The organism is Paenibacillus sp., assembly GCF_035645235.1.
Lineage (GTDB): Bacteria > Bacillota > Bacilli > Paenibacillales > YIM-B00363 > Paenibacillus_AE.
Genome location: NZ_DASQMZ010000060.1, coordinates 30,557 through 49,827, shown reverse-complemented (window position 1 = coordinate 49,827; position 19,271 = coordinate 30,557). Strand labels below are relative to the sequence as shown.

Genomic DNA, 19,271 nt, shown 5'->3' with positions numbered 1-19,271 from the left:
GAGCGGCCTTGATTTGTATGGGCGTGTTGTGGGCGACGGGAACGGCGAAGACGTTGCTCGTCGCCGACCCGGGGACGATCGGAGCTTCCGTCTGGGGCGCTCTGCTGCTGGCGAAGGCCGCGTTGGTCGCAGGGGCGACGGCGATCGCCGCGACGATGCGCGCTCGTCTGCGCCGAGGAGCGCCGGGAGCGCCGGGGGTGCCGGGGGTGCCGGGCAAGGGCTGGCTGACGGCGGACTTCGCCGCGGCGGCCGCCATTGCGGCGATCGCCGCCGCGATGGCGCTTTCGTCCCCTTATTAGGAGCGCACGGAGTAGCACAAGAGGGAGAAACCGCCGTAAACGAGGACGGTGCAGAGCGCGATCGTCAAGTCGGGGTCGCTCGCCATAACGCCGAGCATCGGCCCCATCAGGCCGCTCATCACGCCGCTCGTCACGCCGGTCAGGAACGTCTGGTAATCGACCATGGCGCCGAAGAGGCCCCCGGCCACAGCGGCCGCCGCGGCGCTTAGGAGGGCCATCTCCGTGAAGGCAAGCGGGTAGAGCGTCCCGAGCAGCGCGCCGACCGAGATCCCCAAGACGCCGGCGGAGGTCATGGCCATATTCATGCCGAGATGGTATCCGATCAGCAATCGCCTTAAATATAGGAATCGGTATGCGGCCCCCGCCGCGACCGAATAGCTGATTAACAGCACCCAAGCCAGCGAAATCATAAGCGGAACGACCTCCCTTCCTTCCGATTTAATTCAACGTATGTTCGGGGTCGAACGCGTATGTCTATGACGGAATGGGGGAGGTTCGGACATGGAGAAGGAATTCACGCATCGGCTGAAGGATCAGGAAGGACTGACGTCGCCGGCAAGCAAACTGCCGTCCTTCGAGTTAAAGATGCTGCAACAGCACATCCACGGCGCGAATTTGCAGCGGCTCGGCGACAGCCTGCCGCATCGAAGGAAAGAGTTGATGTTAATTCGGTTTCTTAAGCACCGCCGGAATCAGCCGGTGGAGGTTTTTTATCGGGCAGGGGGCGAGCTGCAAGGCGTCATCGGGAAGGTTCACGCGATCGGCCGCGATTTCGCGGCGCTGACCACGCTCCGGGAGCGGATTTGGATTCCGTATGAGGCGATCGAATCCGCGCAGACGCCTTACGGGGTGCCGGAAGTATCGGGCTCGCATCAACACGTCCTTCTCGACGATGCGCTTCGCAGCCGGCTGCTGACGAATTTCGGGCGAACCGTCGCCGGACAGGAAGCGCTGCGGAGGCAGTTCTTCGAAGAGTCGTTGTGGGCGAACCTGAAGGACTGGAGGGGGACGCGAGTGCGGGCGGTGACGGACGGGGGAACCTACGTCGGCCGCATCGCAACGGCGACGCCGAAAGACATTACGTTAGTGCGGGGGTTCTGGGCATCGTTCCGCCGGACCCGTACGATCCCTCTTCGGGAGCTTCGCTGTCTTCGCACCGTTCGCGCGGCTTCCGCGCTCGTTCAGCTCGGCGAACGGCTCGCAGCGCTGGCGCGCCCCCGGGGGACGCCCGGTTCGCGGAAAGAACCATAGCGGCGTGAAGCAAAACAAGGAAGGGGCCGCGCGCGCAGCCCCTTCCTTGTGTGTCTCTTTTTCGTGCGTCCCCTTACTCCTCGTTCGACTTATGTCGGTTGCCCGAATCCGCGTGCACGACAATGACGCATGCCTCGTGCAACGAGACGTCCTTGCACTCGCGTTCCGCGCCGGTTTCGATACGGACGGCGTGCTCCTTCGCGTCTACAAGAACGCCTCGGACGTGCGGTTCCGACCGTTCCGTGCGGATCGCGACGCGGCAGCCGACGTATTGCAGCAGCTGGAGGAAGAGCGGAATGCCGAGGAACCGGTTCAGCAGCTCGGGTCGGCACGCCACCGTCTCGCCGAAATGCAGGACCAGCTGCATACGCAGGCAAGGATCGATCCCGCGCAAATCGTCCTCGTCCTCCCTCGGATTGGCATCGTGATGCTGCAGCGAGCAAATCCGCCCGTACGGGACGAGCAGCCGTTCCCCGACGGCATCCAACTGGATGAAATCCTTCCCGGCGGTCGTCAGCAGGCCGACAACCTCGCACTTGCCGGAAGGGTCATGCTCGGCCGCCGCCTCCGCAGGCTTGCAGTCGACTTCGACTCTGACGAGCGCCCCGCGCAGCGATGCGAAGTGCAGGCGCAGCTGGGCCAAATTTTCGTCGTCTCGCGGGTTGCCGAGCGCTCGCAGCAGCCGGTTCGCTTCCTCGATGCAAGCCCGAAGCCGCTCCAGCGCTTCCGGCGGCAGCCGGCCGTTCGGCGACCGGTAGCGAACGTTCTCCGCAGCGCGTTTTTCCTTCCGGCGCGTCATGGCTCGCACGCCTCCCGAACGTCTTGGCTCAGAGGCGCCAGCAGCGGGGTGTATTCGTCCAAGACGCGGAAGATGCCCCACACGCCAAGCTCGACGTCCCATCGAATGAGACCGGATCGGTACATGTAGTCGCCGGGAATCCCGAACATGCTGCCTGCGCCGAAATCCAAATAAAGATCGTCCGCGGTTCCGACCGAGATCGAATTGCGCACGGAGAGATGCCGCGAGTTCATATCGTCGGCCACGCGCTGCCAATGATGGCCGTGAAGCACGAAGGTGTGCGCCCTCGCCCGGTCGGCCGGGCAGACGAGACGGAAGACGATCGGGTCGCCGGGGTACGCAAGAAAGACGGGCGTCGCCGGATCCCCGTGGACCTTCGAACTGAACACCTTCGAGATATCCGGCTCTCGAAGCAGCCGGTGCCGGAACCGCTCCGACCGATAGTTGAAGCCTCGGCTGCCTTGGTCTTCGAAATCTTCGAGCTCGTCGACCGGCTCCTGAAAGACGGGCTCGGGATCGATAATGAGCCGGCCTTCCTTGTCGACGAGCCGAATCCCGTCTTGCATCGCGAGCACGAACTCCCGATATTCGCCGAGCAGCGGATTCGAGACGATGATCTGGCTGCCGGTCCGCACCTCCTCCCGCGTAACCGGGTCGAGGTATTTCGAGCCTCTGGGGGAGCCGACGAATACCCCGAACGCTCCGTGATGGCGATGGTTGCGCAGATCCGCCATGTCCCACAGGTTGCAAGCGCCCACTTCTACGTCGACATACCAACGATACGTAATGCATTCGCCCGGGCCGACGGTCTGATCGGGGTTGAAACCGACCGTCGCGCCGTCGGAGCCGTTCACGTCGTACAGCAGCAGCTGCGGGTGGAGCGAGATGCGATTCGATACCGGGAACGGCGTCTCGACGGGGACGAACGGATAACCATGGACGACGTCGTCCCGCAACGGCTCGAACAGGTGGTTGTACAGCGTAACTTCGATCAGCTCGCCTACGTTGCCTCGCAGGATCAGCGGCTCCGGATTCAGGGCGCCGGAGCGGATCGCCTCCACATCCTCCGCGAGCGCGAAGACGATGCCGTGAGGGTCGTGGTCGCCCGCCTCGTTATAGATAATCGGCGTCTGCATCGCGACGACCTCGTATTTGCGAACGGGCGCGTCCGCCGGAGCCGGGCAACCGGGATGCTCCGCGCGGGGCGGCGCTTCGCCGGTCGTCCGCGGCAGCGGCGTCGTCCGCGCCGGCGGGGGCGGTTGATCCCGCAGCGGCTTCAAGTGCGGCACCTCGCTCCCGTAGGTGCGAATCAGCCCCCAGAGCCCCAACCAAAGGTCGTCGACCGAGCCGAAGTGGTACAGCATATCGAAGTCGCCTTGACCGTCGATAAAGAACTCCAACGTATAATGCTCGGAGATGCCGATATGCTGGAACTGGATGAGGTCGGAGTCCAAATCCCGGCGCTCCTCGAACCAACGCTGTCGATGCAGGTTAAAGGAGTGCGACTCCTCGTGCGCGCCGTCCAGCAGCCGGATCCGAACGGAATCGCCGTTGTAGGTTTCCAGCATCGGCGTGACCGGGTCGCCGTGCATGTAGGAGCTAAAGACGTACGCGGGGTCGCAATCCGGCTTCCCGACGCGGAATTGCAGCGGCTCGTTCCGGTAGTTGATTCCCATGACGCCCGGATCCTCCTGGGAGCTGGGGAAGGGCGGCGGGTTCAGCGGGCACCCGTCCTTGTCGTACAGCAGCGCGAAGTCGTGTACGAACATCGTCAACTCCCGGAAGTCGGGGATGAGCGGGTTGGAGATGACGGCCTTCGTTCCGCATCGAATCGGCTTTTGCGTATACGGGTCCAGGTGCTTGGAGCCCCGCGGTTCGATGTTGATGGCGGCGAACACTCCGTGCTGCTGATGGGAATTCGCGAACATGTGGTCATGAAAGAACGTGCCGCGAAGCTCGACCTCGGAGTACCACTGGTAGGTGATCGTCTCGCCTGGCAGCACGGACGAATCGTAATTCCAGCCGACGTTGGCCCCATCGGACACGAGCGGATCGAACTTGACGAAGTGCACGTGCATCCCTGCCTCATAGGTGCGCTCCACGAGCTGGAACGCGTTGCCGCCGATCGTCTCAGGCAGCTTGTTCGTAAAGTGCAGGGTGACCCGCTCTCCCGCATTGGCGAAAATGACCAACGGCTCGGGCGACTTGCGCCCGGCCAGCACGTCCGCTTCGTCTTCGGCCAAGACGTACAACCGCCCTTGCGGATCGTGCCACCCCTCCTTGTTATAGACGATCGGCGTCTGAATCAGCGAGACGTGATATACCCGCTCGGGCGTCCCTATATCGGGGGCCGGATTGACGAATACTGCGCCGGGACGGGCGTTCGGCGCAAACTGGTTGATCTCCAGCTGCGTCGACTTCCGTCCTCCTTTAATTCCCAATGGAGGTCGAGGCGCCTTAAAGCCGACGATGCCCGGGATGAAGTTCGGAAAACCGGGCAATTCCCGCGTCGGCGCCGGCGGAGCCGGGCGGTCGGGCAGCGGCCGCAGCGGCTTGATCGGCGTCCCGTTCGGATAACACTGCCTGCCGTCCTGCAGCGTGTTGAACACGCGATGGAGTCCCCACATGCCTTCGTTGAAATGCGGGTACAGATGGCAATGAATGATCGCGTCCCCGAAAGCTCCTTGCAGGCTGCCCGCCCCGTAGAGCGGGGAAGCGGTGAAAGACGCCTGCGGCCCGATCGACAGCGAATCGACGACGTCCGAATCTTCGTCTTCTTGTTCGGCGAGCCATTGATGCACGTGATAGTGAAACACGTGCGTCTCCTTGACCCCACCGTGGATGACCCGAATCTTGACCGGATCTCCGACGTAGGACTTTAAGATCGGCGTGGCCGGGTCCCCGAACACCCAGGAATCGTGATGCACCTCTTCGCCTTCGCAATCCGGACAGACGACCCCTTCCTGCAAGAGGCGCATCCGATTTCGCATCGGCTCCGCCCGATAATTTATGGCGTGCGTAGCCTCGGGTTGGAGCGTATGCGGGTTGAGCGGTCGATCTCCGGTTAAGTCGTCCACTTCCATCTCGTCGTGAAAAAACCATGCATACTCCCGGTAAGACGGCAGCAACGGGTTATGCACGTCCGCATACAAACCGCTGCGAAGCGGACAGCCCGTCTCCGGATCGGTCCACCACGAGCCGCGAGGCTCCGCGATCAATGCGCCGAACAGTCCGTGGACATTGCTTCCCGCTTCGCTGGACAGCGTGTTCCCGAGGTCGGTGAACAGATAAATCCCTTCGTACAGAAGCTTCCACCGATACCGGACCGTCCCGCCGGGCGGGCAGGGCGGGGCGACCGAGCTCTCGTTGCAGCCGACCCATGCGCCGTCCGACGTCTGCACGTCGTATTCGGCTTTAACGATATGCATCGATGAGGCGAACGGAAGCTTGTTTTCGAACAGCACCTCGACCGTATCGCCGGCGTTGGCCCGAATCGTGAGCGGTTCGACCAAATCGACGGTGGAGAAGGGGTTGTCTGCCACGAGCTTGCAGACCAAATCCTCGTTTTCCTTGAGTACGTACATCATCCCGTTCGGATCGTGCTCGCCGTAATTGTTGACGACGATGCGAATCGGAATGGCCGCGATATGAAAAAACCGATGCACGTCCGTCCCCCCTTTCTTACCCTCGAATATCCGGGATGACGTGATGGCCGTCTTCGATAAAAAACACTTGCACCGTATCCAGATGGATGCGGAACCGTTCGCCGTCGAGCTCGTTAATGTTCGTGATTTCGACCTTCAGCTCCAAAAAATCGCCTTCCACTCCTTTAATCTTACCGACAAAGAGGAAGGGGAAAGATTCCTGCAGCAAAATTACCCGCTTGCCGATGCTTCGTTGAAACTTATCGCTGACGACGGTTTGCCGGATAGTATGGATATCCGGCCCTTCGTTCAGGTTTAATCGATTCGTCAAATCATCTCTGGATGCAGACATGGGCATGATCGCCTCCTTACGTTAACGGAATTTGCCGGTTGCAATCGAACGGAGCGAAATGGGTGATACGTTCGATCGGAAAGCTCAGCGGCGTCGGAAACCGGAAAAACGGGGCGTTCGTCATCTTGATGATGACCGGGTCGAGCGTGATGTACCCGTTCGTGACGGTCGAGACCGTGCCGCAAAACACGGGACGAAACGTCTGCCCCAATATGTTCAATTGCGTTGCGTTCGTAACGACCAGCACGCACCGGCCTCTTAAGTCCGCGAACATTTGGTTTTCAGGCAAAATGATATCGGTAGACGACATGCGGGCCCCCTCCTTTCAATGGTAAGTTATCTATCCATGATATGGAAAAGGGGGATTTAGGACTGTACTCCTATCCTCCCGAGTCCGTTTTCCGCGCGCGCCCTGTGCACGGGCATATTTCGAGCGGAGGGTACAGGTAGCCAGACCGGGAGGAAAACCGACGACATAAGGTAGGACATGACGAGGAAAGGAGGGGAAAAATATGTCGAATTGCGGTTGTAGAAAACAGCACGGCAGCCATCGCCGCCATCGCCACGGCGATCGCGGAGGCTGCGGGTGCGGGTGCGGCGGTCATGGGCACCACGGAGGCCATGGCCGCCATGGCGGCTGCGGCTGCGGGGGCCACCACGGCGGGCACGGGCACCACGGCGGTTGCGGTTGCGGCTGCGGGGGCCACCACGGCGGGCACGGGCATCACGGCGGTTGCGGTTGCGGCTGCGGGGGGCATCATGGGCACCATCGCCATTGCGGCTGTCGCAGTTCGTTCCCGATCCATTGCTCTCCGTTCGATCTTTGCGTTGATCGGCTGCGGGTTCGGCTTGCGCATCTCGGAGGAAATTTCGGCTTCGAGCTGCACCGTCACATCGGGTGCAACGTGGAGATCGAGGAAATGTGCGGAGACGCGGCACATACGCTGGAAGGGAAAATCTGCGGCGTCGGCGGAACCTTGGTGCACTTGAAGGTCAAATCGGACTCGTCCGGGAAGCGTCATGTCGTAAGCATCCCGATCCATCACATTTGTAAAGTGAAATGGTTGGATCGGAGATGCAACCCTTGTCATCGCGGCTGCGGCTGCGGGTGCTGCTGCGGCGACCACGACGACCACGACGACCACGACGACCACGACCACGACGACCACGACGACCACTGAGACGAACGCGGCGAAGAGGAGTAACGGCTGGAAAAAGGATTTGCGCTCGCCCCGGAACCGGGGCGGGCGCATTTCTTTTCGGCGATAGGCGAATGCCCGTGGTCCGGGGAGTAGCCCGGAATATGTTGTAATGTTCGCAAGTCGTTCATAGAAGGAGAGATCCTATGAAAATCCTCGTGGTGATGCCGGAGCAACTGCCGGTTCCGCCCATCCTGGGGGGCTCCGTCGAGTCGTGCGCGCATCACGTGTTTCGGCGAATGGCCCGGAGCGCGTCCGTGCGTCTCATTAGCCGAGCGCATCCGAAATTGCCGAGAATCAGCACTATGCAAGACGGCCGGTACACGATCGTCAGACTTCCGTACGGGAATCGCGGCACGTATCTACGAGCGGCGGTGCGGGAAGCGGCGGGTGGTTCGTACGATGTCATTCAAATCGAAAACCGGCCGACGTTCGTAGCGTCGTTCCGGAAAGCGTTTCCCCGTACCCCTCTGGTGCTGTCCCTTCACTCGTTGACGTTTATGTCCCGGCTCACCAAGAAGCAAGCGTACGACGTGCTGAGGCAGGTCGACGGCGTCGTGACGGTGGTGTCCTTCCTGGCGGATACGATGAAGAAGAGGTACCCGAAGTACGCGCACAAGTTTCATTCCGCCATCCTTGGGGTGGATACGGATCAGTTCCGCCCTCGGGACGAAGCGGTTCGAAGAAGGCTTCGCAGGAAGTGGAAGGTCGACGGGACGTACAACGTCTTGTTCGTCGGCCGGATCGTTCCCAAGAAGGGGCTGCACACGCTGGTGCGGGCCGTGGCGAAGGTGAAACGCAGTCACCCCCGCACCTGGCTTGTCGCCGTCGGCGCTTCCTGGCCGGGAAAACGCCGCGAGACGGCTTACATGCGTAAGGTGCGGCTGCTTTCGAAGCGGCTTCGCGTTCCGATTCGATTCACGGGGTACATCCCGCCTGCCCGGGTGCACCAAGCGTATCAATTAGGCGACGTCTTCGTCTGTCCCACCCAATACCGGGAAGGCTTCGCTACAGTAAACTCCGAGGCGATGGCCTCGGGGCTCCCCGTCATCGCTTCCAATCGGGGCGGTATTCGGGAAGTCATCCAAGGGGGACATACCGGGTTGCTTGTGTCGTCTTACAAGAGTCCGGGGGCGTTCGCGGCCGCGATCCTGCGATTAAGACGTTCTCCCGAGCTGGCTAGCCGTCTTGCGAACGCGGGACGCAAGGCCGTGGCCGAGAACTTAAGCTGGGACAGTACCGTCGGCTCGCTTCGAAGGCTGTACCAGACGCTGTTATATTGAAAGTTTATTCCTTAGTATTCTACTGGCGGAAGGAATGCTATTCTGGATAGAACAACGGGTTTAAAGCTTGGGGAGGAAGGGGCTAGGATGGACGTCGAAATCGTGCTGCTCGCGGGCGGACAAAGCCGGCGCATGGGCAAAGAAAAGTGGCTGCTCCCCCTCGGCGGGGAGCCGATGCTCGGCCGGCTGGCGGATGCGTTCGCCCCGCTGTCGGACGCGCTCTCGGTCGTGCTGCCTTGGCAAGCGGACGAGGCGCTTCGCGATCGGGCGAAGGCCGCCGTCGGGGCGGACCGGCCCGTACGGTGGCTTACCGATGCGGAGCCGTCGGCCGGGCCGCTCGCCGGCCTTGAGGCCGCGCTGGCAGACGCTCCCCGGACATGGACGTTCGCGGTCGCCTGCGATCTGCCGTTCGCGCGGCCGGCGCTGGCTCTAGCGCTGCTCGAGGCGGCGGCGGGGGCGAAGGCGGATGCGGCGCTGCCGCGGCGGGGCGGTCGTCTGCACCCGCTGTTCGCCGCGTATCGTACGGAAGCCGCAGCCCCGTCGCTTCGCGCTTACCGGGCGTCCGGCGGCCGGAGGGCGACGGAATGGGCGAGCATGCTGAAGCCTGTCGTCTTCGAGGAGGCCGACGTGGCCGTCTATGATCCGGACGAGCTGGCTTTGTTCAACATGAACACGCCGGAGGAGTACGAGCGCGCCGCGCGGTACGTCGACGGCCGGCGTTAAGCCGCTTGGAGCCGCCGCGTAGACGGCCTGCCAAGACCCGGGGAGTTATTGTATAATCGGACACATACACAACGCTTGCATCGGAGAACGGGGGACGAAACATGTTGCGCATTTTAGTTTTCGCGGGATTGGCCGAAGCGGTCGGCGCCCCGCAGGTTCGGCTGGAGCTGGCGCTGCCGGCTCGCGTCGAGGACGCGAAGCGCGCGTTCGCGCTCGCGTACCCGGCTGCGGCCGAGCGACTTGCGTCTTGCTTCGCCGCGGTCAATCACGAGTTCGCGGAGGACGGCGCTTGGATTCAAGAGGGCGACGAGGTGGCGTTCCTGCCGCCGGTAAGCGGCGGATGACGGCCTCTGGGGAAGGGCCGGATCGGTTTCGCCGCCGGGCGGTTTCCGTCGAGGAGGCGCGCCGGCGGGTGATGGACGCGGTGCGTTCGCTTCCCGCGGAGCGGGTCCCGCTGCTCGACGCGCTCGGCCGCTTCGCGGCGGAGCCCGTCGCCGCGCAGGAGCCGCAGCCGCACTTCCGCCGTTCTGGGGTTGACGGTTACGCGGTGCGCGCGGCGGATACGGCGGGGGCGACGAGCGCCGCGCCGGCGGCGCTGCGCGTCGTCGGCGCCGTCGCTTGCGGCGACGTGCCCCGCTTCGCGGTAAAGCGCGGAGAAGCGGCGCGCATCATGACGGGCGCCATGGTGCCCGAAGGCGCGGACGCGGTCGTGATGCTGGAGCAGGCGGACGAGGCGGCGTCCGCGCACCTTGGCGGCGACGCGCCGATCGTCAAGCTGCGTCGCGGCGCCGCGCCGGGCGCGAACGTCAGCGCGATCGGCTCCGACCTAGCGGCGGGGGCGGTCGTCGCCGCGCCCGGGGAACGCCTCGGGCCGGCGCGGCTCGCGGCGCTGGCCGCGGTCGGCCGCGCCGACATTGCCGTCCATCGGCGTCCGCGGCTTGCGATCGTGCCGACCGGCAGCGAGCTGCTCCCCGCGACGGCCCCGCTCGCGCCTGGGAAAATACGAAACAGCAATGCCGTATTGGTCGCTTCGCTGGCATGCGCCGACGGGGCGTTCCCGGTCGCTTACGATCCGGTGCCGGACGAGCCGGGCGCGCTCGCGCGGACGCTGGAGCGCGCCTTCGAGACGGCCGACGTCGTCGCGACGATCGGCGGCGCGTCCGTCGGCGATTACGACGTCGTCGGCGACTATTTGCTTTCGACGGAGGTCGAGCTGCTCTTCAATAAAGTGGCGATGCGGCCAGGCAGCGTGACGTCGGCCGGCGTCCGCGGCGGGAAGCTGCTCGTCGCGTTATCAGGCAATCCGGGCGCCTGCGCGGTCGGCGCCGAGCTGCTGCTCCGCCCCGCGCTGCGCGCGCTGCAGGGCAGCGCCGCCCCGGCGCCGGCGCGCTCGTCGGCCGCGCTGGCGGAGCCGTTCGAGAAGACGAACGCCTATCCGCGCTATGTGCGGGGGCGGTGCTGGAGCGAGAACGGGCGATTGTGGGCCGCGGCCTCGCCGGGGGACCGTTCGGATCGGCAGGAGCCCGGTCTCGGCGCGGATTGCTTCGTCGTCATCCCGCCAGGCGGGACCGGCACTCCGGCGGGAACGATCGTCGACATCGTTCCGCTCGATTGGGAAGGGAGGGGGCGCGCATGACCGCGCAGCCGCGGTGCCCGCGCGTCGTGCAAATCGTCGGGTACAAGAAGACAGGCAAGACGACGCTGCTTTGCCGCCTCATTGAACGGTTCGCGGCGGAAGGGCTGCGCGTCGGCGTCGCGAAGCACGACGGCCACGAATTCGAGCCCGACGTGCCCGACACCGACACCTGGCTGCTGCGTCGATCCGGCGCGGTCATGACCGCGATCGCTTCCGACGCCCGAACGGCCTTCTTCGAAAACCGCGGCGCGCCGCTGGACGAGTTGGTTTCCCGCATGGCCGCGTCGGACCTCGTGCTCGCGGAAGGGTGGAAGCGGGAACGATACCCGAAGCTCGCGCTCGTCCATTCGGACGCCGACCTTCCGTTGCTCGCGTCGCTTGACGCCCTGGCGGGCGTCGTCAGCTGGAACCCGGCGCTGCGCCGGGCGTGGGCGTCTTCGCAGGCTGCCCTCGAATACGCCGCGCTCCCGATCTTCGATTACGAGGACATCGCGGGCATCGCCGCCTTCATCCTTCGCCTTGCGCAAGGGGACTAGCAAGCCGACTTCATTCCGACCGTAGCTCCGCTGCCCTTTATCGCCTGTTTCCCTCAGCTCAGCGCTTCCGCTTCTACATCGAATTCGTCGCTGAGCAGAAGGAAACAGAATCGAAAGACGGCCCCCATACGCCCCCCGAAACCGCATGGGATCCCATGCGGTTTTTTTTGTCCCAAAACAAACAAATCTATACAAAATCAAACCGAAACGGTATTATAGATACAGGAGCGAACACCAAAACCTGATCGGGAGGCGTTAACATTATGGAATTTCGTCAAGCGGCCACGGCCGAGGCTACGAAGAGCTACGATACGGAGAAGCTGCGCAAGGAATATTTGGTCGAGTCGTTGTTCGTCCCGGGGGAGCTGAAGCTCGTCTACACCCACGTAGACCGATACATCCTCGGCGGCGCGGTGCCGACGGGCTCCGCCGTCGCGCTCGAGGTCGACCTGAAGCTGATCGGCGCGAACTTCTTCCTGGAGCGCCGGGAAATCGCGGTCGTCAACATCGGCGGCGCGGGCACGGTGACGGCGGACGGCGTCGATTACGCGATGGACAACAAGGATTGCCTCTATATCGGACGCGGGACGCAATCGGTTGCGTTCGCGAGCGCGGACGCGGCGAACCCGGCGAAGTATTACCTCGTCTCCGCGCCGGCGCATACGACGTACCCGACGGTGAAGGCGGCGATCAACGAGGCGGCGCCGACGCATCTCGGCAGCATCGCGAACTCGAACGAGCGCACGATCTATAAATATATTCATGACGACGGCATCAAGAGCTGCCAGCTCGTGCTCGGCATGACGCTGCTGAAGCCGGGCAATATGTGGAACACGATGCCGTCGCACACGCACGAGCGCCGCTCCGAAGTATATTTGTATTTCGACATGCCGGAGGACGGCGTCGTGTTTCATATGATGGGCGAACCGCAGGAGACGCGCCACCTCGTCGTCCGCAACGAGCAGGCGGTCATCAGTCCGAGCTGGTCGATCCATTCCGGCGTCGGAACGAGCAATTACACGTTCATCTGGGCGATGGCGGGAGAAAATCAGTCGTTCTCGGACATGGACATGATTCCGATGCAGTCGTTGCGGTAGCGCGAAGCGATGCTGGCCGTACAACGACACGAACATATTTTGCGCCAGCTGGAGCGGGATCGCACGGTGAAGGTGGCGGAGCTTTCCGCCGCCCTCGGCGTGACGGAGAAGACGGTGCGGGAGGACTTGGAGAAGCTCGAGGAGAAAGGGCTGCTCCGGCGCATCCACGGCGGGGCGGTAGCGGCGGAAGAGGGCGCGCCGATGCTGCCGCCGCCCGTGCCGAATACGGACTATCCGGCGGAAAAGGCGAGCATCGCGGCGCGAGCCGCGGCGGCGATCAAGCCGGACGACATCGTCGCGCTGGACGGCGGCAGCACGACGCTTGAAATCGCGCGGCTGCTGCCGAACGCGCCGCTCACGGTCGTAACGAACGATCTGTATATCATCGCGGAGCTCGCGCGCAAAGACCGGATCCGCCTCGTCGTGCCCGGCGGGTACCGCGAACGGAATTTGCTCGTCGGCGCCGAAGCGGTCGAATTCGTAAGAGGTCTCAACATCCATAAAGCGTTCATGTCGGCGACGGGCATCCACCCGACGTTCGGTTTGACGGTATTTACCGGCACGCAGCTGCCGATGAAGCGGGCGCTCGTGGAGACGGCGCGCATCGTGCATTGCGTGGCGGATCACAGCAAGTTCGGGCGCGGCGCGCTCGTTACGTTCGCGCAGCTGTCCGAGGTCGCTTCGATCTTCACCGACGACAAGCTGCCGCCGGACGTCGCGGCGGTGTACCGCGCGAGCGGCGTCGTCGTCGATACGGGAGATCAATCCAAGGGAGGAAGAGGGCAATGAGTTCGTTGTTCGATCTTACGGGGCGGGTCGCCGTCGTCACCGGCGCGGGCCGCGGCCTCGGCCAGGGGCTGGCGCTCGGGCTCGCCGAAGCGGGCGCCGATCTGGCGCTCGTCGTCAACAAGACGGCGCCGGACGAGACGGCGAAGGCCATCGAGGCGCTCGGGCGCAAAGCCGTCGTCATTACGGCGGATTTGTCGACGGAGGCGGGCGCGGCCCGCGTCGTCGCCGAGACGCTCGAAGCGTTCGGGAAGGCCGACATTCTCGTCAATAACGCGGGCATTATCCGCCGCACGCCGGCCGCCGAGCACGCCTATTCCGATTGGCAAGCGGTGCTGGACGTGAATTTGAATTCCGTCTTCCTGCTCAGCCAGTCGTTCGGGCGGGAGATGATCAGAGCCGGCTACGGCAAGATCGTCAATATCGCCTCGATGCTGACGTTCCAAGGCGGGATCAACGTGCCCGGATATACGGCGAGCAAGCATGCGGTCGCGGGGCTGACGAAGGCGCTCGCGAACGAATGGGCGGGCAAGGGCGTCAACGTGAACGCGATCGCCCCCGGTTATATGGCGACGGACAATACGGAGGCGCTGAGGAACGACGAAACCCGAAACCGGCAAATTCTCGAGCGCATCCCGTCGGGACGATGGGGGACGGCGGAGGATATGAAAGGGCCGGTCGTCTTCCTCGCCTCGCGCGCGTCGGATTATATGAGCGGACACGTGCTGTGCGTCGACGGCGGCTGGATGACGCGATAAGCAACGCGAAACCAATCGAATCGAGTCGATTTTCGGAAAGCGCCTTCGGGCGCTTTTTCCATTGCTTCCATTGTTTTTTTGGACGGGCGGTGTAACTTTTTGGCTCTCGGTTGCGTCTTAGATGTAGTGCAATCGGCATAGGAGGGACTAAATACAGATGGAGAAGGAAAATCCGGGACAGCGGGGACCGGCGCCCGGGGCGTCGGAGGCGGGGACGCGGGCGCCCGAGCGGCCGCTGCTCGCGGTGCGCGGCGCCGAGCGGACGTTCCAGGTCGGCGGACAGCGCATTCCGGTGCTGAAGGGCATCGATATGGAATTGCGACCGAACCAGCTCGTGATGCTAAGAGGCCGTTCCGGCTCGGGCAAGACGACGCTGCTGAATATGCTCGGCGGTCTGGACGTGCCGACGAAGGGCGAAATCATGTTTCACGAGCATGCCTTCCATCAGCTGGGCGATGAAGAACGGACCGCGATTCGGCGGGAGAAGATCGGATTCATTTTCCAAACGTACGCACTTATGCCTCTATTATCCGCATGGGAAAACGTGGAGCTTTCGCTTCGCATGGCGGGGACGCCCCGCGGCGAATGGAAGGAACGCGTCGCGCAATGCCTCGAGCTCGTCGGGTTGACGAAGCGGGCGGACCATCGCCCGTACGAGTTGTCCGGCGGCGAGCAGCAGCGGGTCGCCATCGCGAAGGCGATCGCGCATCGGCCGATGCTGCTGCTCGCGGACGAACCGACGGCGGAGCTCGACAGCCAGATGGGCGCGCAGGTGATGTCCGTCTTTCGGGAAATTATCGCGACGGAGAACGTCACGATCTGCATGACTACACACGATCCTACGATTTTGGAGGTTGCCGATCATGTTTACGAAATGGTGGACGGTCGATTCAAAGCGTCGTAATTTCGCGGGACGCGTCGCGTTGTCCGCATGCTTGGCCGCCGCGCTCGCCGCGACGTCGGGCTGCTCGCTCTTGCCCAAGGAGGATATGGAAGAGGTGCTGCCGACGATCACGCCGCCGAAGCTGTCCGAGAAGCCGACGTACGAGGTGCTCACCCAGACGATCGAGACGAAGTCGCAAGGGATCGGCAAAGTGATGTCGCTGCGCGAGGAAAATTTATTTTTCACCGGCAACGGCGGCGCCGCCGGCGGAAGCTTTCGGGTGAAGGAAGTCCACGTGACGTCCGGCCAGACGGTGGAAGCGGGAGAGCCGATCGCCGTGCTGGACGTGGCCGATAAGGAGCGGGAGCTGCGCCGGGCGCGGCTGGAGTTCCGCCAGGAAGAACTAAAGATGATCGAAATCCTTCGCAAATCCGACGAGTACGAGCCCGAGGAGCTGGAGCAGCTGAAGATCGACTTCGAGCTGAAGCGCACCACGATCGTGGAGCTCGAGGAGACGGTCGCGAACGCGCAGCTGACGGCGCCGTTCGCGGGCGTCATCGTCTCGCTGAAGGTGAAGGCGGGCGATACGGTCGAGCCGTATAAGCCGGTGGCCGTCATCGCGGATTTGTCGGAGCTGGCGGTGGCGGCGAAATTTTCCAGGGACGACCTGAAGAGCATCGCCGTCGGGATGGACGCGATCGTCGCGATCAGCGCCGCGGGCGAGCACCGGGGCAAGGTGTCGCGCCTGCCGACCGCGGAGGAGACGAACAACGGCGGCAATCCGAACGGCCAGCCGGCGGAGGATACGGTCGACAACTACTTGCTCGTGGAGCTCGACAAGTGGCCGGAAGGCGTGACGCGAGGTACGCCGCTGAGCGTGACGGTCATCACCGACCGCATCGAGAACGCCGTCGTCATTCCGCCGGCCGCGCTCCGGAGTTACAACGGACGCAGCTACGTGCAGGTCGTCGACGCGGAAGGGAACAAGGCGGAGATCGACGTCGAGGTCGGAAAACAAACGCCGACGCAAGTGCAGATCGTGAAGGGGCTCGAGCCCGGGCAGAAAGTAGTAGGTCGCTAATGGGACTGCTGCTGATTCGTTTTTTATATCGGAAAATGTGGAACACCCGCTGGCTGACGATTTCGACCTTGATCGGCTTGATCGTCGCGGTCGCCTTCACGACCAGCATTCCGATGTACTCGGACGGCGCGCTCAAGCGCGTCGTCTCCTCTTCGCTGCGGGAAAACAGCGACGGCTTCCCCGCCGGCTCGCTGCTGATGCGATACCAAGCCACCGGCAGCGATAAGGCGGACCTGGCGGCGTTCGCGGACGTGAAGCGATTCATAGAGGAGGACGTGCCGGCGCGCGTGGGCTTTCCGTTCGCTGCGTACGTGCAACAGCTGTCCATCCGCGGCGCGCAGCTGACGGTCGTCGATCCGACGAAGGTCGACCCGAGCAAGCGCCGGCAAATGACGATCGCCTCGATGAGCGACTTCGCGGCGCATGCCGAGCTCGCGAACGGCGTGCTGCCGTCGCCGACGCCGCAAAGCGGCGTCATCGAAGCGGTCGTGCTGGAGGAAGGCGCGTTCCGCAACGCGTTCCGGGTCGGCGACGAGTTCGACTATCCGGCGTTCGGCAGCAGGGAGCCCCTCCGGGTGAAGGTCGTCGGCACGTTCGTGCCGAAGGACGACACGAGCCCGTACTGGTACCAAGGCCTGGAAGGGCTCGTCAATACGCTCGTCGTCGACGAATCGCTCATGATGAACGAGCTGCTGACGAAGCGCGGGCTGCCGATCAACCTGGCGACCTGGTACTATGCCTTCGATTTGCGGGAAATTCAGACGAGCGACCTGGCGCCGCTCTCCGGCGCGTTGTCGCGGCTCGATATCGAGCTGTACCAGCATTTGCAAGGCACGCAGGTCGACCTGTCGTTCCGCGAGATGCTGCAGGATTTCCGTGCGCAAAGCTTGCAGCTGCAGCTGCTGCTCTTCACGCTGGCGGCGCCGATGATCGCGATGGTGTTTTATTACATCTCGATGAACGCCAAACAGGCGCTCGACCGGCAGAAGAGCGATATCGCGGTGCTGCGCAGCCGCGGCGGCGGAACGAAGCAGATTATCTGGATGTATATTTTGGAAGGTATACTATTGGGCGGCGTCGCGCTCGTAATCGGGCCGATGCTCGGGTGGTTCATGGCGAAGAGCATCGGTTCCGCGAGCGGCTTCCTGACGTTCGTCGATCGGCAATCGATCCCGGTCGGCTTCGGTCTGGAGGCGATGCTGTACGGCGTCGCCGCCGTGCTCATCGCGCTGGCGTCGACGGTTATCCCGGCGGTGCAGGCGGCGAGATCGTCGATCGTCGGCCTCAAGCAGCAGATGGCCCGCGCGAACAAACCGCCGGCTTGGCAGCGCTACTTCTTCGACGTGCTGCTGATCGGCGTCGCCGGCTACGGATGGTATTTGTTCCGCGAGCGGCAGATGATTTCCATGCAGACGGGGCTCACGTCCGATCAGCTGCAAGTGCAGCCGACGCTGTTTTTCGTGCCGGCGCTGGCGATTTTCTCGATCGGATTGTTTTGCCTCCGGTTGTTCCCGCTCATCTTGAAGCTCTTCAATTGGCTGGGACGTTCGTATTTGCCGGTGCCGCTGTACTTGACGCTTACGCAATTATCCCGTTCTTCCAAGTCGTATTATCCGCTCATGCTGCTGCTGATTTTGACGCTCGGCTTAGGCGTGTACAACTCGGCGGCGGCGCGGACGATCGACTTAAATTCGACCGAGCGGACGTTATACCAATACGGTACCGACGTCGTCGTGCAGACCGTATGGGAAGGCTTCGTCGAGTCGAGCGGGCCGCCGCCGCAATCGCAAAATCCGGGCGGGCAGCCCGGCGAACAACCCGGCGGGCAGCCCGGCGGTCAGCCGGGAGGCCAGCCCGGCGGCCAACCGGGAGGCCAACCGGGAGGTCAGCCGGGAGGCCAGCCCGGCGGGCAGCCCGGAAGCGGGGCGCCGCCGATGCAGCAGGTGTTTTACATCGAGCCGCCGTTCGAGGTGTTCGAGGAGCTGCCGGGCGTCGAGCATGCGGCGCGCGTCCTGCAGACGAGAGGCAACGTCGTCATCTCGGGCAAGTCGATCGGCCAAGGCAATATAATGGGCATCGACAACGACAAATTCGCGGAGGTCGCCTGGTGGCGGAACGACCTGTACCCGGCGCACCCGTACTTGTACTTGGATTTGATGGGGGACTATGAACAAGCGTTGATCATCCCGCAGAAGATCGCCGACAAGTACCAGCTCAAGCCCGGCGATCTGGCGTCCATCAGCATCCAAGGGCAGCTGGTCGAATTCGTCATCGTCGGCACGCTGCCGTATTGGCCCTCGCAGTATCCTGACGTGACGCCTTTCTTTATCGCGAATCTGGAATATATTTACGATCAGGTGCCGATCATCCCGTACGAGGTGTGGCTGAAGATGGAGGACGGCGCGCGCGTGACGCCGATCGTCGAAGAGCTGCAAGCGAAAGGCATCGCGCTCGCGTCGGTGAAGGACGTGCGGAACGAGCTAATCGTGCAGCAGAAGCATCCGGCGCGGGGCGGCGTTTTCGGGATATTGAGTTTAGGGTTCTTGGTTTCCGTCATCATTTCGTTGATCGGTTATATCTTGTACTGGTTCTTCAATTTATCGAGCAGGGTCGTGCAGTTCGGCGTGCTTCGGGCGATGGGCTTGTCGCGGCGGGGGCTGACCGGCATGCTGTTTCTCGAGCAGGCGTTCACCGCCGGGCTTTCCATCGCGCTCGGCCTTACGATCGGCCGGGTGGCAAGCCTCCTGTTCCTGCCGTTCCTGCAAACGACGGAAAGCGCCGCCAGCCAGGTGCCGCCGTTCCGCGTCGTCTTCGAGGCGGGCGATACGTATCAGCTGTACGGCGTCGTGCTCGTCATGGTCGCGCTCGGCGCGGGCCTGTTGCTGACGCATATCCGGAGGCTCCGGGTGCATCAAGCGGTGAAACTCGGAGAGGAGCGGTAACC

19 protein-coding genes are annotated in these 19,271 nt (G+C 63.3%); 14 read left to right on the top strand and 5 right to left on the bottom strand.

Annotated features, from left to right (window positions below; all coding sequences use genetic code 11):
• The coding region (locus tag VEZ38_RS05645; RefSeq protein ID WP_324892369.1) for a CopD family protein at positions 1–299 on the top strand (299 nt) is incomplete at its 5' end.
• Here the strand turns inward: VEZ38_RS05645 and VEZ38_RS05640 are convergent.
• The gene (locus VEZ38_RS05640; RefSeq protein WP_324892368.1) at positions 296–709 is read right to left on the bottom strand and encodes a hypothetical protein; all 414 of its coding nucleotides are present in this window, start codon (positions 707–709) and stop codon (positions 296–298) included. The two genes, VEZ38_RS05645 and VEZ38_RS05640, sit on opposite strands and share 4 nt — an antisense overlap.
• 91 nt (positions 710–800) lie before the next feature.
• On the opposite strand from VEZ38_RS05640, the gene VEZ38_RS05635 reads away from it, so the two are divergent.
• Complete coding sequence (locus tag VEZ38_RS05635; protein WP_324892367.1) at positions 801–1,550, top strand: hypothetical protein; 750 nt, start codon at positions 801–803, stop codon at positions 1,548–1,550.
• Positions 1,551–1,623: 73 nt separating this feature from the next.
• Here the strand turns inward: VEZ38_RS05635 and VEZ38_RS05630 are convergent, their stop codons facing one another.
• From VEZ38_RS05630 to VEZ38_RS05615, 4 genes are read right to left on the bottom strand one after another with little or no spacing between them, the layout of a single operon-like run.
• On the bottom strand, positions 1,624–2,349 hold the full coding sequence (locus tag VEZ38_RS05630; protein WP_324892366.1) for a hypothetical protein: 726 nt from the start codon (positions 2,347–2,349) through the stop codon (positions 1,624–1,626).
• The gene (locus tag VEZ38_RS05625) at positions 2,346–6,014 is read right to left on the bottom strand and encodes a copper oxidase (protein ID WP_324892365.1); all 3,669 of its coding nucleotides are present in this window, start codon (positions 6,012–6,014) and stop codon (positions 2,346–2,348) included. Before VEZ38_RS05625 ends, VEZ38_RS05630 begins: the two co-directional genes overlap by 4 nt.
• Before the next feature lie 16 nt (positions 6,015–6,030).
• Positions 6,031–6,345, bottom strand: a complete 315-nt coding sequence (locus VEZ38_RS05620) for a hypothetical protein (RefSeq protein WP_324892364.1) — start codon at positions 6,343–6,345, stop codon at positions 6,031–6,033.
• A 16-nt stretch (positions 6,346–6,361) separates the two neighbouring features.
• On the bottom strand, positions 6,362–6,655 hold the full coding sequence (locus tag VEZ38_RS05615; protein WP_324892363.1) for a hypothetical protein: 294 nt from the start codon (positions 6,653–6,655) through the stop codon (positions 6,362–6,364).
• A 202-nt stretch (positions 6,656–6,857) separates the two neighbouring features.
• On the opposite strand from VEZ38_RS05615, the gene VEZ38_RS05610 reads away from it, so the two are divergent.
• From VEZ38_RS05610 to VEZ38_RS05555, 12 genes are all read left to right on the top strand, one after another.
• Positions 6,858–7,526, top strand: coding sequence for a hypothetical protein (locus tag VEZ38_RS05610; RefSeq protein WP_324892362.1), 669 nt, complete (start codon positions 6,858–6,860; stop codon positions 7,524–7,526).
• 164 nt (positions 7,527–7,690) lie between these two features.
• On the top strand, positions 7,691–8,827 hold the full coding sequence (locus tag VEZ38_RS05605) for a glycosyltransferase family 4 protein (RefSeq protein ID WP_324892361.1): 1,137 nt from the start codon (positions 7,691–7,693) through the stop codon (positions 8,825–8,827).
• Positions 8,828–8,914: 87 nt separating this feature from the next.
• Positions 8,915–9,550, top strand: a complete 636-nt coding sequence (gene mobA / locus VEZ38_RS05600) for a molybdenum cofactor guanylyltransferase (protein WP_324892360.1) — start codon at positions 8,915–8,917, stop codon at positions 9,548–9,550.
• A 101-nt stretch (positions 9,551–9,651) separates the two neighbouring features.
• Positions 9,652–9,894 carry a MoaD/ThiS family protein gene (locus VEZ38_RS05595; RefSeq protein ID WP_324892359.1) on the top strand — a complete coding sequence of 81 codons (243 nt, stop codon included), beginning with the start codon at positions 9,652–9,654 and terminating at the stop codon, positions 9,892–9,894.
• Positions 9,891–11,186 carry a gephyrin-like molybdotransferase Glp gene (gene glp, locus VEZ38_RS05590; protein WP_324892358.1) on the top strand — a complete coding sequence of 432 codons (1,296 nt, stop codon included), beginning with the start codon at positions 9,891–9,893 and terminating at the stop codon, positions 11,184–11,186. The genes VEZ38_RS05595 and glp overlap by 4 nt, the downstream gene beginning before the upstream one ends.
• Positions 11,183–11,722, top strand: coding sequence for a molybdopterin-guanine dinucleotide biosynthesis protein B (gene mobB / locus VEZ38_RS05585; RefSeq protein WP_324892357.1), 540 nt, complete (start codon positions 11,183–11,185; stop codon positions 11,720–11,722). The genes glp and mobB overlap by 4 nt, the downstream gene beginning before the upstream one ends.
• A gap of 263 nt (positions 11,723–11,985) precedes the next feature.
• Complete coding sequence (kduI, locus tag VEZ38_RS05580; RefSeq protein ID WP_324892356.1) at positions 11,986–12,819, top strand: 5-dehydro-4-deoxy-D-glucuronate isomerase; 834 nt, start codon at positions 11,986–11,988, stop codon at positions 12,817–12,819.
• Positions 12,820–12,828: 9 nt separating this feature from the next.
• Positions 12,829–13,608, top strand: a complete 780-nt coding sequence (locus VEZ38_RS05575) for a DeoR/GlpR family DNA-binding transcription regulator (RefSeq protein ID WP_324892355.1) — start codon at positions 12,829–12,831, stop codon at positions 13,606–13,608.
• Positions 13,605–14,363, top strand: a complete 759-nt coding sequence (kduD, locus tag VEZ38_RS05570) for a 2-dehydro-3-deoxy-D-gluconate 5-dehydrogenase KduD (protein WP_324892354.1) — start codon at positions 13,605–13,607, stop codon at positions 14,361–14,363. Before VEZ38_RS05575 ends, kduD begins: the two co-directional genes overlap by 4 nt.
• A gap of 157 nt (positions 14,364–14,520) precedes the next feature.
• Entirely contained in the window at positions 14,521–15,267 is a 747-nt protein-coding gene (locus tag VEZ38_RS05565; protein ID WP_324892353.1) for an ABC transporter ATP-binding protein, read from the top strand.
• Positions 15,227–16,327, top strand: a complete 1,101-nt coding sequence (locus VEZ38_RS05560; RefSeq protein ID WP_324892352.1) for an efflux RND transporter periplasmic adaptor subunit — start codon at positions 15,227–15,229, stop codon at positions 16,325–16,327. The genes VEZ38_RS05565 and VEZ38_RS05560 overlap by 41 nt, the downstream gene beginning before the upstream one ends.
• Positions 16,327–19,269, top strand: a complete 2,943-nt coding sequence (locus tag VEZ38_RS05555; RefSeq protein ID WP_324892351.1) for an ABC transporter permease — start codon at positions 16,327–16,329, stop codon at positions 19,267–19,269. Before VEZ38_RS05560 ends, VEZ38_RS05555 begins: the two co-directional genes overlap by 1 nt.
• Positions 19,270–19,271 lie beyond the last annotated feature (2 nt).

What these genes read in the sequence shown, in the direction of transcription:
- VEZ38_RS05640 (WP_324892368.1), bottom strand. Translation starts at nt 709, where the DNA reads ATGATTTCGCTGGCTTGGGTGCTGTTAATCAGCTATTCGGTCGCGGCG.
- VEZ38_RS05635 (WP_324892367.1), top strand. Translation starts at nt 801, where the DNA reads ATGGAGAAGGAATTCACGCATCGGCTGAAGGATCAGGAAGGACTGACG.
- VEZ38_RS05630 (WP_324892366.1), bottom strand. Translation starts at nt 2,349, where the DNA reads ATGACGCGCCGGAAGGAAAAACGCGCTGCGGAGAACGTTCGCTACCGG.
- VEZ38_RS05620 (WP_324892364.1), bottom strand. Translation starts at nt 6,345, where the DNA reads ATGTCTGCATCCAGAGATGATTTGACGAATCGATTAAACCTGAACGAA.
- VEZ38_RS05615 (WP_324892363.1), bottom strand. Translation starts at nt 6,655, where the DNA reads ATGTCGTCTACCGATATCATTTTGCCTGAAAACCAAATGTTCGCGGAC.
- VEZ38_RS05610 (WP_324892362.1), top strand. Translation starts at nt 6,858, where the DNA reads ATGTCGAATTGCGGTTGTAGAAAACAGCACGGCAGCCATCGCCGCCAT.
- VEZ38_RS05605 (WP_324892361.1), top strand. Translation starts at nt 7,691, where the DNA reads ATGAAAATCCTCGTGGTGATGCCGGAGCAACTGCCGGTTCCGCCCATC.
- mobA (WP_324892360.1), top strand. Translation starts at nt 8,915, where the DNA reads ATGGACGTCGAAATCGTGCTGCTCGCGGGCGGACAAAGCCGGCGCATG.
- VEZ38_RS05595 (WP_324892359.1), top strand. Translation starts at nt 9,652, where the DNA reads ATGTTGCGCATTTTAGTTTTCGCGGGATTGGCCGAAGCGGTCGGCGCC.
- glp (WP_324892358.1), top strand. Translation starts at nt 9,891, where the DNA reads ATGACGGCCTCTGGGGAAGGGCCGGATCGGTTTCGCCGCCGGGCGGTT.
- mobB (WP_324892357.1), top strand. Translation starts at nt 11,183, where the DNA reads ATGACCGCGCAGCCGCGGTGCCCGCGCGTCGTGCAAATCGTCGGGTAC.
- kduI (WP_324892356.1), top strand. Translation starts at nt 11,986, where the DNA reads ATGGAATTTCGTCAAGCGGCCACGGCCGAGGCTACGAAGAGCTACGAT.
- VEZ38_RS05575 (WP_324892355.1), top strand. Translation starts at nt 12,829, where the DNA reads ATGCTGGCCGTACAACGACACGAACATATTTTGCGCCAGCTGGAGCGG.
- kduD (WP_324892354.1), top strand. Translation starts at nt 13,605, where the DNA reads ATGAGTTCGTTGTTCGATCTTACGGGGCGGGTCGCCGTCGTCACCGGC.
- VEZ38_RS05565 (WP_324892353.1), top strand. Translation starts at nt 14,521, where the DNA reads ATGGAGAAGGAAAATCCGGGACAGCGGGGACCGGCGCCCGGGGCGTCG.
- VEZ38_RS05560 (WP_324892352.1), top strand. Translation starts at nt 15,227, where the DNA reads ATGTTTACGAAATGGTGGACGGTCGATTCAAAGCGTCGTAATTTCGCG.
- VEZ38_RS05555 (WP_324892351.1), top strand. Translation starts at nt 16,327, where the DNA reads ATGGGACTGCTGCTGATTCGTTTTTTATATCGGAAAATGTGGAACACC.